Annotated in this window: 12 protein-coding genes and 2 tRNA genes; 8 read left to right on the forward strand and 6 right to left on the reverse strand. The window is 56.3% G+C overall.

Going from position 1 to position 14605, the window contains the following annotated elements; genetic code table 11:
* Positions 1-397: 397 nt before the first annotated feature.
* Both FSY59_RS12775 and FSY59_RS12780 read right to left on the reverse strand, forming a co-directional pair.
* Complete coding sequence (locus FSY59_RS12775; RefSeq protein ID WP_148729072.1) at positions 398-1717, reverse strand: hypothetical protein; 1320 nt, start codon at positions 1715-1717, stop codon at positions 398-400.
* 266 nt (positions 1718-1983) lie between these two features.
* The gene (locus FSY59_RS12780) at positions 1984-2307 is read right to left on the reverse strand and encodes an AlpA family transcriptional regulator (RefSeq protein WP_255439398.1); all 324 of its coding nucleotides are present in this window, start codon (positions 2305-2307) and stop codon (positions 1984-1986) included.
* A gap of 184 nt (positions 2308-2491) precedes the next feature.
* Between FSY59_RS12780 and FSY59_RS12785 the strand changes: the two genes are divergently transcribed.
* Complete coding sequence (locus FSY59_RS12785) at positions 2492-3514, forward strand: hypothetical protein (RefSeq protein ID WP_148729073.1); 1023 nt, start codon at positions 2492-2494, stop codon at positions 3512-3514.
* 110 nt (positions 3515-3624) lie between these two features.
* Here the strand turns inward: FSY59_RS12785 and FSY59_RS12790 are convergent, their stop codons facing one another.
* The 4 genes from FSY59_RS12790 to FSY59_RS12805 form a co-directional block, all read right to left on the reverse strand.
* On the reverse strand, positions 3625-4875 hold the full coding sequence (locus FSY59_RS12790) for a tyrosine-type recombinase/integrase (RefSeq protein WP_148729074.1): 1251 nt from the start codon (positions 4873-4875) through the stop codon (positions 3625-3627).
* Between the two features lie 193 nt (positions 4876-5068).
* On the reverse strand, positions 5069-6163 hold the full coding sequence (gene ychF, locus FSY59_RS12795) for a redox-regulated ATPase YchF (RefSeq protein ID WP_003051453.1): 1095 nt from the start codon (positions 6161-6163) through the stop codon (positions 5069-5071).
* A 264-nt stretch (positions 6164-6427) separates the two neighbouring features.
* A complete protein-coding gene (locus FSY59_RS12800) occupies positions 6428-6751 on the reverse strand; it encodes a hypothetical protein (RefSeq protein WP_003051450.1) in 324 nt (107 codons plus the stop codon).
* A 110-nt stretch (positions 6752-6861) separates the two neighbouring features.
* Positions 6862-7749 (reverse strand): MOSC domain-containing protein, encoded by an 888-nt coding sequence (locus FSY59_RS12805; protein WP_148729075.1) that lies wholly within the window; start codon positions 7747-7749, stop codon positions 6862-6864.
* A 163-nt stretch (positions 7750-7912) separates the two neighbouring features.
* On the opposite strand from FSY59_RS12805, the gene FSY59_RS12810 reads away from it, so the two are divergent.
* The 7 genes from FSY59_RS12810 to FSY59_RS12840 all read left to right on the forward strand — a co-directional run bounded on the left by FSY59_RS12810 (position 7913) and on the right by FSY59_RS12840 (position 14560).
* Positions 7913-9040, forward strand: a complete 1128-nt coding sequence (locus FSY59_RS12810; protein WP_029158498.1) for an FAD-dependent monooxygenase — start codon at positions 7913-7915, stop codon at positions 9038-9040.
* Between the two features lie 126 nt (positions 9041-9166).
* Positions 9167-9874: a DsbC family protein gene (locus FSY59_RS12815; RefSeq protein ID WP_029158499.1), complete on the forward strand. Its 708-nt coding sequence runs from the start codon at positions 9167-9169 to the stop codon at positions 9872-9874.
* Positions 9875-9968: 94 nt separating this feature from the next.
* Positions 9969-11786 (forward strand): M61 family metallopeptidase, encoded by a 1818-nt coding sequence (locus tag FSY59_RS12820; protein WP_148729076.1) that lies wholly within the window; start codon positions 9969-9971, stop codon positions 11784-11786.
* A gap of 96 nt (positions 11787-11882) precedes the next feature.
* On the forward strand, positions 11883-12662 hold the full coding sequence (locus tag FSY59_RS12825) for an enoyl-CoA hydratase (RefSeq protein ID WP_003051437.1): 780 nt from the start codon (positions 11883-11885) through the stop codon (positions 12660-12662).
* 73 nt (positions 12663-12735) lie between these two features.
* Positions 12736-12812 (forward strand) — tRNA-Met (locus FSY59_RS12830).
* A gap of 128 nt (positions 12813-12940) precedes the next feature.
* A tRNA-Met gene (locus tag FSY59_RS12835) sits at positions 12941-13017 on the forward strand.
* Positions 13018-13390: 373 nt separating this feature from the next.
* A complete protein-coding gene (locus tag FSY59_RS12840) occupies positions 13391-14560 on the forward strand; it encodes an MFS transporter (protein ID WP_003051435.1) in 1170 nt (389 codons plus the stop codon).
* The last annotated feature ends 45 nt before the right edge of the window (positions 14561-14605 follow it).

Below are 14605 nucleotides of genomic sequence, written 5' to 3' on the forward strand. Positions count from 1 at the left end.
GGTGGTTGCGTGCATTCCGCAGCTATCTCATTGATTGAAAAGCCCCAGAAGAGCCCTGTGCACTGCCCCTGCTGAAGCAACCGCAAACAGAGTCTTGAGTCTGCCAAGGAAGTTGTGCGCAGAGACAAGCACAGCCTGCGCACGAATGTGCCCTGACTCAAGCAACCTCGGCCCGCGACACCAGGGGCGATGCAACCGTACTCGTACAGCACCGAATCCTCTTGTCCAACTACCCAGACACCCTCAGCACCATGAACTATTGGGAGCCTCCAAATGCAAATGACGCAATACTTGGATTGCGACATGTATTGCGTCAAGCAAGTAACGACAAGCTGCAAAACAAAAAATGGCATGCAACCGCCAGGTCACATGCCATCAAAGTCAAATAATTCGCCTATCAATCGTCAGTCAAATTTGAAATATTTGGAATATTCAAACTTCCAAAACCACGATAAGGCTTCGATTTAATTGTCTTCTCTTTCTCATCTACATGGGCATCACCCATCAAGTCTGATATATCTGAAGTACCACCATTATTTTTGACATTAAACTTATTTACCTCTGCTTGTATAATTTTTTCATAAAAAATCGGCATATTCTCCATATTAAATACATGTGGCAATAGGTCAGGATACTTCTTTGAAATTTTCGGCATTGAAGGCTGAACACACCACTTCCAGGCTTTTAGTTGCTTGTGCTTTCCCCACGGAATAGTAGGATCGATCCGCGCAACCTTCAGAATCTTCTTTTTCAGTTCATAGCGCTGACTCTTTGTTAGACCTTCAACATATGAACCTTCCGCACCAACGTAATAGAGCTTTAGAAAATCCTGAGTCTTTTGATCAAACTTAGCCAAGTCATTGGGACGGTGTTTATTATGGCGAAGGTTATCGCCAAAGCGCAGCATAGAACGAAAATGCTCAAACACCTTGCCAATCACATCATCTGCTTTCGCCTTATCTTTCCAAGCCGTAACGCGGCTCATGCCAGGCTCAAGCTTTTCCAAATAAGCACCATTGACGCACAGTTCAATGCGGAGCCCACGTTGGCTCAATTCATAGATTTTCTCTTTCGTAGCTCTATCTAAATAATCAACATCAACTTCACAACCATATTTCTTCTTTTCTTTAATATCCTTATATTTAACATATGCACGAACATAAGGATGGTTACGAATTTTCAAGTATACAGTTCGACCTGCATCTTCACCCACATGCTGCCTATATGATGTGGACAAATAATGATAGAGGGCATTGATTCTATCCTCTAACTCATTACGCTTAAGCACTGCATCATCTATATCAAGGCACTTCAGCAAGTAGGTAAAGTCTACGAACCTAATAACCGCATTACTCAGGCTGATAAGCGTCAGACTCTTGCGACTAACACCGATGTTCTTGAGGTAATGCTTCAAAAGCAGCATTGCAATTTTGGCAGCTTCATATGGAAGAACGTGCACAAAAGCGTTATTCCCAATAACGCATGCTGGCACATTCATACTTACCCGAAAACCTACAAGGAATTTCTTTTCCTTATCCAAGCAAGGCATCATCTTGAAGCCAGCACCCGTAATCGGCGACTTCAGTGTAAGCATATCTGCATAATTGACTTGACCTGTTTTCAGTGAGACTTTGCACTCAAATTCAAACTGTTCACTAGCTTCCTCAACTGGAATTAGTTGGTCAAGATTAAACATTAAATCAAACGAGTCACACATTTCTATTCTCTTCGTAAATTGTTTTTCACTGGTGTTTGATAGCTATACGATATTTACATCATTACTAGCTCAATAAGCCAGCCGCTACATTGATCTAGCGCCTCTATCGATACAGCATTTAAACCACTATTTCTGCAGCTTTTCTTTTATTCTTCATGGCTTGAAATTGCTGCTTCGTCCGATTCATCAGCCATAAATCTGACATTTATGCAACTTTTCAGCAGCAGACTTTTACAGTTTTTCGCATGCAAAAGTCAGGCAGCGAATTAGGCTCCACTCATCTCTTTAAGGCGCTTGCGCAATGCTCCAACTTGCCAAACCGTTATGCGCTCTGAGAGTTTCACAGGGGCTGGAATTTCTGCAGTCTTGACGCGACGCCAAACGGTTGCGCGTGAGCACGCAAACAGTGCCTGCACGGTATGCAAGCGCACAAAAGCGAGATCCGGCAAGCTATCGAAGGCGAACAATGCGGGGTCAATACGAGGGCCCTTCGCATCGACAAGGGCATCGTTTTGAGCGGGCTGTGCAGAGGTAGGAAGTTGGCTTTTTGCCATGAAATTTCTCCAGCTGCTACGAGCAATCTGCGACATACAGAAGCTCTAGCCCTAACCCTTTACAGATTTCAAAAAATCGCTCTGCAACCTCAAAAAATCGGCGCTATTGCTAGTTTCCTTGAGTGAGGTGTGAGGTTTTTGAGACCACTCACGCCTTCTCCTATGAGGTGTCGTGCCTCTCGATACTATGTGAGGTGTGAGGTGTGAGGTGTGAGGTAGGATGCGTACTTTGCACCTATGCAAAACTGGGTGTGCGGTGTGCGGTGTGCGGTGTGCGGTGCGCGGTGTCCAGCACGGCTCCTATCCGCCAGAGCCATTTGTGGTTATTAAATATTTAGCAAATACTATGAAAATAAATACTTCTATAGCTAGTGAATGGACCTATAGTGAATTCATCACAGTATTGCTTTCTCTAGATCGTTCGACGAAAACTCAAGAATATCTTGAATGGCTAATCAAAAATCAAGATTTAAAAGCAACCGAAAAACATCTCAATCGAGATAAAGAGATCAATATCTCTTTCGGTCAGGTATCTAGGATTTCCAAAATAACTGATTATTTAAGTGATTCCATACCAAGCCACACAACGGGCAATAAATTATCCATTGCATTTTGGATGCGAGTTGGAATACATTTAAGCACGCACTATCAAGAGGATATAGACAACCTCATCGAGAACTACTGTGAATGGAAGGATAATCAGGGCAGAGAATATGTTCTTATAGCAAAGCAAAAAAACAATAACTCCAATGACTCTAGCTATTCTTTAGATGCATTTATATCCAGAGGCGCATTCAAAGACAAAAGCAAGGCAATTCCTGAAGAAAAATGGAAAATCATCAAGGCTAAACTTTTAGAAATAAATCCTAAAGGTAAAAAACAAAAAGATCCTTTCCGAGGAATTGGGAAATACAAATATACTGAGTTAAAAACAGTTATAGAAAAAGAAATTGAGCGATCTTATATTAAAGACTTACGACCAAGAACCGGCCCCAGTGGGAAATGCGAATATAACAACAAACGGGAAGAACTATATAGAGAATTAGTAGAAAAATACAAGATCACCTTAACCATCAGCAGTTTCAAAAAAGCTATAGGTGATTTTGTAAAATGCTATTCCAAAGGTAATATGCCAATTATAAAGAGCAAAAGGGATGCTTTTCTCCATCAGCAATCTCACAAAAATGACGAAGAACGCAGAAAAATCACATCACCGGATAAAATCAGAAGTCTCAAAGAGTAGAAAACAGATCCAAAAAAATGGCGCATTTGCGCCATTTTTCTCTTATACATATCTACATCTGGAATTAGCCTTCACAGTTCAACCCCATATGACGCCGATTAGTCAAATTTCTAGAATTTAGGTTCCGCACCACTCTCCAAATCCTTCAACATATTTGCCCACTTCTGCATCATCTTCGCTCGATCCGACAGGTAATCCGCATGGTTATATGTGCGTCGTACTGAGTTAGGTTCAATATGTGCAAGTTGACGCTCTATCCAATCTGGGTGGTAGCCCATTTCATTTAGACGTGTACTACCCGTGGTTCTCGTGGCATGCGGGCTAAATTTCCCTGCCCACCCTAATACATGGAGCATTTGCCGAAAAGATGCCACACTCATAGGCTTGCTTCGATCATCTCTTCCAGGGAAAACATGCTCATAGTGCCCAGTCAAACCATTTTGGGCACGCAGCATTTCAACTGCCTGTGTCGGCAGTGGGATCACATGCTCCTTACGCTTTTTCATCCGCTCGGCACTAATTTTCCATAGTGCCTTATCGAGATCGAACTCCGACCACTTAGCCTCCACCGATTCACTGGGGCGGCACAAAGTCCACCACATCAATCGAAAAGCCCCAATAGTCTCGTAGCGACCACCATGGCTGGTTAGGTCACGCAAAAGTTGCCCAATTTCTTCTGCAGTCAAAGGCCGCTTGTGCTGAGTTTTGTTGGCAGGAAGGGCCTTACGTACAGGATGCACCGGATCAATATCCGCGCGCAGCGTCGCGATTGCCAGTTCAAAGACCCCACCCATAGTTCGCCGCGCCTCAGCAGCAACAGAAGGGCCGTTCTGTTTGTGGGCCGTTTGCAGAACATCGAGCACATGCGCCGATGTGACTTGCTTTACAGGAAGCACTCCAATTTTGGGAAACACCACACGCTGCAGCATGTCGAGGCGGCGCTTCTTGGTCGTGTCCTCCCAGTCTTTCATGGTCAGCCATTCGCGAGCAACGGCCTCAAAGGTGATTGCACTTTGCTGCACTCGCTTAATCTTGTCAGCCTGTCGCTGATGGGCAGGGTTGATGCCTTGCTTGACCAAACCACGTGCCTTGAGCCGTTCCTCGCGAGCTTCAGCAAGCGTGAAACGCCCACCAGCACGCCTTGCTTGCGCAGCTTCGACAGCCTCTCCCGCCGGAGCACTCCCGTAATCACCAATCGCAAACACGCTTTCTTTGAGCTTCCCATCCTTTTCAAGCTTGAAGCGATAGCGCCAAGCCTTGGTACCGTTCGGCTTCACCTCCAAGTACAACCCCTTGTCATCACTGAGCTTGTAAGGTCGATCTTTAGGCTTAGCTGTACGGCATTGCGTGTCATTCAACATGGTTTCTCTCTCTACAAATCCTCGTACCCACTTTTCTGATGGGTACGCGGTGAGCGTACCCATCATCGTACCCACTTTCATTCGAGACAACACGAGGCACCGTGAGACAAACAGGAAATGAAAAAGCCCCGTAAACCTTTGATTTACGGGGCTTTCGATACCTCATGCGACCGCATGAGACAACAGTCTGAAGTTAGACGTTGAACAGGAAGTTCATCACATCGCCGTCCTTGACGATGTATTCCTTGCCTTCGGCGCGCATCTTGCCGGCATCCTTGGCACCCTGCTCGCCCTTGAAAGCGATGTAGTCTTCAAAGGCAATGGTCTGGGCACGGATGAAGCCGCGCTCGAAGTCGCCATGGATCACGCCCGCAGCCTGGGGGGCCGTGGCGCCGACGCGCACGGTCCAGGCACGCACTTCCTTTTCACCGGCGGTGAAATAGGTCTGCAGGCCCAGCAGCTTGAAGCCGGCACGGATCAGGCGGTTCAGACCCGGTTCTTCCAGGCCCAGTTCCTGCAGGAACATATCGCGGTCTTCATCTTCCATCTCGGCCATTTCGGCCTCGATCTTGGCGCAGATGGCGACCACGGGTGCGCCCTGGGCTTCGGCGTATTCCTTGAGGCGATCCAGCAGAGGATTGTTCTCAAAGCCGTCTTCGGAGACATTGCCCACGAACATGGCGGGCTTGGCGGTGATCAGGCAGAAAGGCTTGAGCAGGGGCGCGTCTTCCTTGGACACGGCCACCACGCGAGCCGGCTTGCCTTCATTCAGCGCCGCCTGAATGGGCGTCAGCAGCGCAACCAGCTTGGCGGCTTCCTTGTCGTTGCCGGACTTGGCGGCCTTGCTGTAGCGGTTCAGCGCCTTTTCCACCGTGGCCAGGTCGGCCAGGCACAGCTCGGTCTGGATGACTTCGATGTCGGCAATCGGGTCCACCTTGCCTGCCACGTGGATCACGTTGGGATCTTCGAAGCAGCGCACCACGTTGACAATGGCGTCGGTCTCGCGGATGTGGGCCAGGAACTGGTTGCCCAGACCTTCGCCCTTGGAGGCGCCAGCCACCAGACCGGCGATGTCCACAAACTCCACAATGGCAGGAACAACGCGCTCGGGCTTGACGATCTCGGAGAGCTGATCCAGACGCGGATCCGGCACTTCCACGACGCCGGTATTGGGCTCGATCGTGCAGAAGGGATAGTTCTCGGCGGCGATGCCGGCCTTGGTCAGCGCGTTGAAAAGAGTGGACTTGCCCACGTTGGGCAGGCCCACGATGCCGCATTTGAGGCTCATGGAATTTCCTTATGTATCAATGCACTATCGAGCACCACACCCATGTGGCGGAAGTGCCCGATCCGCATCGGCGCGAATCTGGTTCTTCTGAAGCGTGACCCCTGGGCACTCTGTCCGTCCAGAGTTTCGTCCCGGTTTGGCCACGGAAAGCCCATGATTGTAATGACCCGGCAATCTCTGCTCTTGTGCGGTAGATTGCACCGCCCTTGCAGCTGCCAAGCAAAAAGCCCGCCGCAAGGCAGGCTTGAGAGAGAAAATGCCGAATCAGCTTGCGCTCACCGCCGGCGAGCAAGTACGCATGGGGCCAAACAGCTGCTCCAGCCCTGCGGTCTCTTGCAGCCTTCGGAACTGGGACTGCGAGCGGCACAGATACTTGGTCATGCAGGGGGTCTGGCAGCCGCGCATCAGGGCCGGCACCTTCTGGGCAAACTCCAGCACCCAGTCTCCAGCCTCGCAGCCTATATGACCATGGCCGTCCGGCAGGCGGAAGTCGCCGTCAGGCGTACGAAACGTCAGACGGGCGATCTTTCCGGCAAAGGCGCTGCCGCCGGTGAGAACCACGAAATCGCCAGACTTGAATTCAGCCATGCTACCCTCCCCTCGTTGCTGCTGCCAATGACCCTATTGGACACTGCTTCGGCGGCATCCCTATTACAGGGATGCCCCAAGTCCTTGAAAGACAAAGACCTGCGCCACCCTCAATCAAAGCGCAGATGGCCCGCCAGCTGCTGACCCACAGCCAGTTCAGCCCCTGAACCGGCGGCATCGGACAGGCCCAGCACCATCGCATTCATGCCGAAAGTAATAGCACCATCCACACGCGGGTCCTGACGGTAACCGGAAATTGAATCTCCCACAGCAGTCCCGGGCACGGCGGTATCGGGGTCCACATCGGGAATCGGGCAGCGCGTACAGGGCTTGCAGGGTTTCAGGCTCAGGCCGGGCAGCTCCTGCAGATCCAGCTGCTCCACGCGGTCTTCATCGTGGGCTTCTATATCGGCAATCACGATATTCGGACGAAAGCGCCGCGCATCGACGGCGGCTTCGCCGGCCAGCGTGAGTCGCTGGTTGAGATCGTCCACGGCCGACTGGCTGAGCAGCAGCAAGGGGTAGCCATCGGCAAAGTGCACCGGGGCATCGCCATCGCCCACCCAGCGCTCGCTGGCCCGGCGCGGCCGGGAAGCATCGAAGCGCACCAGGCGGCAATCCTCGGCCAGCACCTGGCTCAGCCAGCTGCGCGCGTGCTGCGCCCATGCACCGAGATCCCAGGCATCGACCGTGTCCTTCCAGACCCGAACGCGGCATTGGCCGCCCTGCAGCTCCAAGGGAATCTGCAGGCTGTCCATGCCCGGAAAATGCAGCAGCAAATACGCATCCGTAATCTCGGGGCGGATCAGTGCCATGCGCGGATGACTGCGCTGGGTCAAAAAAACTCCATTCGCATCCACCACCATCCAGTGCCTGTCCCATTGCAGGCCATGGCGCGAAAGCCTGGCCCTGGACAGGGCAATGCCGGCACAGGATTTGACAGGGTAGATCCACAGCTCGGCAATCCTGCCCTGCACGTCATAGCTGGAGTCGGTCATCACATCTCCTTCGATTACGGATTCTTCATCATTTTGCGGCCAATCCCTTGCCTGACATCCGCAGGCCGCTATCAACAACATAGTCGCCCGCAACCGGCGGTCAACCGGCCTGAGGTTTCCGCTCTGAGCGCAGGCCCTGTCCGCGCCTCCTACAATGCCGGACATGGCGCAAACCTTTGATGTATGTATTCGTGGAGCCGGCATTGCGGGCCGGACCTTGGCTCTGTTGCTGGCGCGTGAGCGTCTGCGTGTCGCGCTGGTGGTGCCTCCGCAGCCTCGATCCCCGCAGCACAGGGATGTGCGTGCCTATGCGCTCAATGCCAGCTCCAGGACCGTGCTGCAATCGCTGCGCTGCTGGCCCGACGAGCAGGATGCGACGCCCGTGCTCGGCATGCAGGTGTTTGGCGATCTCGACGGCCAGGTTCAGTTCAATGCAGCTTCCCAGGACGTGCAGGCCCTGGCCTGGATCGTCGACGTGCCTGCGCTGGAGCAGCGCCTGGCCGAGGCCGTGCGCTATCAGCCTCAGGTGGAAATCGTCGCGGAACCCGTGGAGGCCGCCCTCACCGCCGTCTGCGAAGGCCGTCACAGCAGCTCACGCAGCGAATTCGGCGTGGAGTTCTCCGTCACTCCCTATTCCCAGCACGCAATTGCCACACGCCTGCGCTGCGAGCTGCCCCATGGAGGCATTGCACGCCAGTGGTTCACACCCGAAGGGATTCTGGCCTTTCTGCCTTTGGGCGGGGCCGAGGGTCATGAAGTGGCCGTGGTCTGGTCGCTGGAACACTCGCTGGTGCCCGACTGGCTGGCAAGCGACGAAGAGAGCTTCACCACCCGCCTGCAGTCCATCAGCCAGGATGCACTGGGCCAGCTGGAGCTGGTGGCCGAGCGTGCCACCTGGCCCCTGCAGCAGGCCGTGGCCGACCGCTGGTGCGGACCGCTGGACAGGAACAGCCAGCAAAGCTGGGTGCTGGCAGGAGACGCCGCCCATAACGTCCATCCGCTGGCCGGCCAGGGTCTGAACCTGGGCCTGGGCGATGTGCAGGCGCTGGCGCGCGTCCTGCAGGAGCGCGACTACTGGCGCAGCCCCGCCGATCTGAAGCTGCTGCGCCAGTACGAGCGCGAGCGCAAGGCGGCCCTGGCCCCCATGGGTCTGGCCATGGACGGGCTGCAGCAGCTGTTTGCCCGCCCCGAAGTGCCGGTGCAGATGCTGCGCAACTGGGGCATGAAGGGCTTCGAGCGCAGCGGTCCGCTCAAGTCCTGGATGGCCAGGCAGGCCATGGGCCTGCTCTGAGAAACTGCTCGGGGAACCCTTGGCGCGACCCGCACTCCAAGCAACAGACCTGCCATCCATGTACCGTGGATGGCAGCCGACTTCTATCCTTTCACGCTGCAGCCTGCTGCAGCCAAGACACCATCCATGAAACTTGTTGCCTTCCTGCTGGCCACCGCCAGCCTGACCTTCGGCCTGAGCGTGCACGCCCAGGACGCCAACCTCAAGAAGACGCTGACCGAGCGCATTCCCCAGCTCGAGAAAATCGACGAGGTGCGCTCCACCCCCATGAGCGGCCTGTACGAGGTACGCGTGGGCACGGACATCTTCTACACCGATGCCAAGGGCAACTATCTGATTCAGGGCGAGCTGATCGACACCAAGGCGCGCCGCAACCTGACCGAAGACCGCATGACCCAGCTCACGGCCGTGGACTTCAAACAGCTGCCCATCAAGGACGCCATCACCATCGTGCATGGCAAGGGCGAGCGCAAGATGGCCGTGTTTGAAGACCCGAACTGTGGCTACTGCAAGCGCTTCGAAAAAGACCTGCAGAGCGTGGACAACGTCACCATCTACCTCTTCCTCTACCCCATCCTGAGCCCGGACTCGGCCGAGAAGTCGCGCAATATCTGGTGCGCCAAGGATCAGGCCAAGGCCTGGCAGGATCAGATGCTGAACAGCAAGAATGCGGCTGCCGCCCAGTGCGACCCTGCCGCCATCCAGCGCAATCTGGCTTTCGGCCGCAAGTACAAGATCACCGGCACCCCCACCGTGATCTTCTCCAACAATGTGCGTGTGCCCGGCGCCATCTCGGCAGCCGAGGTCGAAAAGCACCTGGCCGCCGCCAAGTAATCTCTGTCTCTTTGCCGGAGCAGCGCGCACCTGATGCAGTTTCAGGCGCGCTGCGCTAGGTTCGCATGCTCCGGCCCGCATTTCTGGAGCTGCCATGACCTCTGTCCCCAACACATCCGGCATTCGCCCCGACATCCGCTTCGTCGTGCAGGCCAACGCGGTGGACGCCCATCTTTTCGATGTGCAGCTGCATATCGCCCGGCCCGCCGCGCAGCAGTTGCTGTCGCTGCCGGTGTGGATTCCTGGCAGCTATCTGGTGCGCGAGTTCTCCAAGAACCTGCAAGGCTTGAGAGCCGTGCAGAACGACCAGCCCGTGGCCGTTCTGCAACTCAGCAAAAATCAGTGGAAAATTGTCTGCAATGCAGATGCAGCGTGCGTTGTCAGCTATCAAGTTTGCGCCTATGACACCTCGGTGCGCACGGCCTGGCTGGATCGCCGCCGCGGTTTTTTCAACGGCACCAGCCTGTGCCTGCGCGTGCATGGGCAGGAAGAGCACCCCCATGCGCTGGAGCTGCTTGGCAGCCCCGCCACCGAGGACTGGCAGGCGGCCACCGGCCTGAAGCCGGCACAGGTCGACGCCAACGGCTTCGGCCTCTACCAGGCCGCCCACTATGACGAGCTGGTGGACTGCCCCGTCGAAATGGGCCGGTTCTGGCGCGGCAGCTTTGAGGCCGGCGGCGTGCCCCATGAATTTGTCGTCGCCGGTGCCGCGCCCAGCTTTGATGGCGAGCGCCTGCTGGCCGATACGAAAAAGATCTGCGAAGCCGAGATCGCCTTCTGGCATGCCGACGGCAGCCAGCCGCCCATGGACCGCTATGTCTTCATGCTCAATGTGGTGGATGACAACTATGGCGGCCTCGAGCACTGCAACAGCACGGCGCTGATCTGCGGCCGCCGCGATCTGCCGCGCAAGGGCGAGGCCAAGGCTGGCGAAGGCTATAACACCTTGCTGGGCCTGATCAGCCACGAGTACTTCCACACCTGGAACGTCAAGCGCCTGCGCCCGGCCGAACTGGCCCGCTACGACTACGAGCAGGAGAACTACACCGAGCTGCTGTGGTTCTTCGAAGGCTTTACCAGCTACTACGACGATCTGTTCCTGCGCCGTGCCGGACTGCTGGACAACAGCCAGTACCTCAAGCTCGTCACGCGCACCATCAACCAGGTGCTGCAGACACCGGGCCGCCTGGTGCAATCCGTGGCCGAGGCCAGCTTCGATGCCTGGGTCAAGTATTACCGCCAGGACGAGAACACCGCCAATCACACGGTCAGCTACTACACCAAGGGCTCGCTGGTCGCTCTGTGCCTGGACTTGGCCCTGCGCGCCAATGGCACGAGCAGCCTGGACGATGTGATGCGCGGCCTGTGGCGTCAAAGCGCGGGCGGCCCCATCAGCGAAGCCGATGTGCTGGCCGTGGTCAGCGAAGTGGGCAACCCCGACATTGCCGGACAGCTGCAGACCTGGGTGCACTCCACCGGCGAGCTGCCACTGCGCGAGCTGCTGGCCACGCATGGAATCAAAAGCAAGGCCGAGCCTGCACAACTGGCCCAGAAGCTGGGTCTGCGGGTGCAGGAAAACCACAGCGTGCAGATCAAGACCGTGCTGCGCGGCGGTGCGGCCGAACAGGCCGGCATGATGGCCGCAGACGAGTGGCTGGCCGTTGACGTCAATGGCCAGCGCTGGCGCATCAGCAAGCTCGACGATGTGTTGCTTTACGCGGCCGGAGCCGATCAGCTCACCGCCTGGGTGACACGCGACCAGCAGATTCTGCAGCTGACGCTGAACCTGGACGGCCTGCTCGCCAAAGCCGCCAGCGAGGATGCAGATAGCGCCAGCCCCATCAGCAATCTGGGGCTTGAAATCAGCGACAAGGCCGCCGCAGAGCGCTGGCTGACGGGCATTGCGGCCTGAACCGCCCCCCCAGGTGGCGCTGCTGCGCGACAGCCGGCAGCCAGACTCAGCGGTTATTCTTGGCAGCAGCGATTCATTCTTTAGCAGGAGACAAACTTGGCCTACGAAACCATCGAAGTCCGCGTGGAAGCGGAAAAAGTCGGCATCATCACGCTGAACCGTCCCAAGCAGCTCAATGCCCTGAACGACCAGCTCATGGACGAACTGGGCGATGCGCTCAGGAAGTTCGATGCCGACAAAAGCATTGGCTGCATGATCATCACCGGCAGCGAACGTGCTTTTGCCGCCGGTGCCGATATCGGAGCCATGGCCAAGTACAGCTTTGCCGACGCCTATGGCGGCGACTACATCACGCGCAACTGGGAAACCATTCGCAGCATCCGCAAGCCCGTGATTGCCGCCGTCAGCGGCTTTGCCCTGGGCGGTGGCTGCGAGTTGGCAATGATGTGCGACTTCATCATCGCCGCCGACAATGCCAAGTTCGGCCAGCCCGAAATCAAGCTGGGCGTGATTCCCGGCGCCGGAGGCACGCAGCGCCTGCCGCGTGCCGTGGGCAAGGCCAAGGCCATGGACATGGCACTGACGGCCCGCATGATGGACGCCACGGAAGCTGAGCGTGCCGGCCTGGTCAGCCGCGTCGTGCCTTTTGACAAGCTCATGGAAGAGACACTGGGCGCCGCCATCATCATCAGCGGCTTCTCCCAGCTGGCCGTGATGGCAGCCAAGGAGTCCGTGAACCGCGCCTTCGAAAGCGGACTGTCCGACGGCGTGATGTTTGAGCGCCGCCTGTTCCACGCCCTGTTTGCCACCCAGGACCAGAAGGAAGGCATGGACGCCTTCGTGAACAAGCGCCCCGCCAACTTCACCCACCAGTAATCCGCAGATTTTTCGCAAGAAATTTCAGAGAACCGATTGAAGCAGCCATTTTTTGCATATAATCGCTGTCTTCGGTCGTATAGCTCAGTTGGTTAGAGCGCAGCATTCATAATGCTGATGTCGCAGGTTCGAGTCCCGCTACGACCACCAGACAGGAACCGCAGTGCTTGCAAAAGCACTGCGGTTTTTTCTTTGCCGCAACGCTCTCTGCGGTCTGCGCACAAAAATTCCCAGCTTGGCTGCCAAGGCCATTTCTTCCTATACAATTGCGGGCTGTCGGTCGTATAGCTCAGTTGGTTAGAGCGCAGCATTCATAATGCTGATGTCGCAGGTTCGAGTCCCGCTACGACCACCAAATCCAGGCCCCAGTTGCTCACGCAGCTGGGGCTTTTCGCTTTTTACAGAGGCGACATGGCGCCGCACTGCCCTTTCTGCCCTGCAGAAATCAGCGCAGATCGCGCCGCCATGCTCCAGCCGCTCAAACTCCCCTTCAAGGACTTTTTCGTGCCCGTTGCACCTCAAGGATGCCGCACGCACGCTGCGTGCCCGCGCGCTGGTCTTGCGCCCAGCGAAGGCCTGCTTTTTTCTGCAAAAGCCGGCCTGCAGGCACCCGAAGTCCGTCTTCGCTCAAGGACTCTCCCGTGACCACACAAACCACAGGCGCCGTGGCAGGCATAGCCGCGCCCGCCGCTCCAACAGAAGTCAACGGATACAGCTGGAAAGCACTCATGGGCTCGGCCGTCGGCTACGCCATGGACGGCTTTGACCTGCTGATTCTGGGCTTCATGCTCTCGGCCATCTCCAAGGACCTGAACCTCACGCCCGGCCAGGCTGGCTCTCTCGTGACCTGGACCTTGATCGGCGCCGTCTTCGGCGGCATCGTCTTCGGCATGCTCAGCGACAAGTACGGTCGCATCCGTGTGCTGACCTGGACGATTGTGCTGTTTGCCGTCTTTACCGGCCTGTGTGCTTTCGCACAAGGCTATTGGGACCTGCTGATCTACCGCACCATTGCCGGCATCGGCCTGGGGGGAGAGTTCGGCATCGGCATGGCCCTGGCCGCCGAAGCCTGGCCCGCACGCCATCGCGCACGCGTCTCGTCCTATGTGGCACTGGGCTGGCAGCTGGGCGTGCTGGGCGCAGCCATGCTGACCCCGCTGCTGCTTCCTTCCATCGGCTGGCGCGGCATGTTTCTGGTCGGCGTGATTCCCGCTGTCGTGGCCTGGGTCATCCGCAACAAGCTGCATGAGCCCGAAGTGTTCGTGGCGCGCAGCAAGAAGGAGCAGCCCTCGGCCATGCAATGCCTGAAGCTGCTGATGAAGGACAAGGCCACGCGCAAGATCAGCCTGGGCGTGATCGTGCTGACCTCGGTGCAGAACTTCGGCTACTACGGCATCATGATCTGGATGCCCAGCTTTCTGTCCAAGCAGATGGGCTTCAGCCTGACCAAGTCGTCGGTGTGGACGGCCGTCACCATCATCGGCATGTCGCTGGGTATCTGGGTCTTCGGCCAGCTGGCCGACCGCATCGGCCGCAAGCCCACTTTCCTGATCTTCCAGGTCGGTTCCGTGATCTCGGTGCTGGCCTATTCCCAGCTCACCGATGCCACGGCCATGCTGTGGGTGGGAGCCATCATGGGCCTGTGTGTCAACGGCATGATGGGCGGCTATGGTGCCGTCATCAGCGAAGCCTATCCCACCGAAGCCCGCGCCACGGCACAGAACGTGCTGTTCAACATCGGCCGCGCCGTCGGCGGCCTGGGCCCGGTCGTCATCGGTGCGCTGGCCATGGCCTACTCCTTCCAGGTGGCGATTGCGCTGCTGGCCGCCATCTATGTGCTGGACATGCTGGCCACGGTGTTTCTGATTCCTGAGCTCAAGGGCAAGGAACTTCAGTAAGAATCGCTGCCATCGCAATCCTGCAAAGCGCCAGAGCCTGAAAAG

This window comes from Comamonas sp. Z3, assembly GCF_008121565.1.
In the GTDB taxonomy this organism is placed as follows: domain Bacteria; phylum Pseudomonadota; class Gammaproteobacteria; order Burkholderiales; family Burkholderiaceae_C; genus Comamonas; species Comamonas brasiliensis.

What these genes read in the sequence shown, in the direction of transcription:
- FSY59_RS12780 (WP_255439398.1), bottom strand. Translation starts at nt 2,307, where the DNA reads ATGTCGCAGATTGCTCGTAGCAGCTGGAGAAATTTCATGGCAAAAAGC.
- FSY59_RS12810 (WP_029158498.1), top strand. Translation starts at nt 7,913, where the DNA reads ATGGCGCAAACCTTTGATGTATGTATTCGTGGAGCCGGCATTGCGGGC.
- FSY59_RS12815 (WP_029158499.1), top strand. Translation starts at nt 9,167, where the DNA reads ATGAAACTTGTTGCCTTCCTGCTGGCCACCGCCAGCCTGACCTTCGGC.
- FSY59_RS12840 (WP_003051435.1), top strand. Translation starts at nt 13,391, where the DNA reads ATGGGCTCGGCCGTCGGCTACGCCATGGACGGCTTTGACCTGCTGATT.
- FSY59_RS12820 (WP_148729076.1), top strand. Translation starts at nt 9,969, where the DNA reads ATGACCTCTGTCCCCAACACATCCGGCATTCGCCCCGACATCCGCTTC.
- FSY59_RS12775 (WP_148729072.1), bottom strand. Translation starts at nt 1,717, where the DNA reads ATGTGTGACTCGTTTGATTTAATGTTTAATCTTGACCAACTAATTCCA.
- FSY59_RS12785 (WP_148729073.1), top strand. Translation starts at nt 2,492, where the DNA reads ATGCGTACTTTGCACCTATGCAAAACTGGGTGTGCGGTGTGCGGTGTG.
- ychF (WP_003051453.1), bottom strand. Translation starts at nt 6,163, where the DNA reads ATGAGCCTCAAATGCGGCATCGTGGGCCTGCCCAACGTGGGCAAGTCC.
- FSY59_RS12790 (WP_148729074.1), bottom strand. Translation starts at nt 4,875, where the DNA reads ATGTTGAATGACACGCAATGCCGTACAGCTAAGCCTAAAGATCGACCT.
- FSY59_RS12805 (WP_148729075.1), bottom strand. Translation starts at nt 7,749, where the DNA reads ATGACCGACTCCAGCTATGACGTGCAGGGCAGGATTGCCGAGCTGTGG.
- FSY59_RS12800 (WP_003051450.1), bottom strand. Translation starts at nt 6,751, where the DNA reads ATGGCTGAATTCAAGTCTGGCGATTTCGTGGTTCTCACCGGCGGCAGC.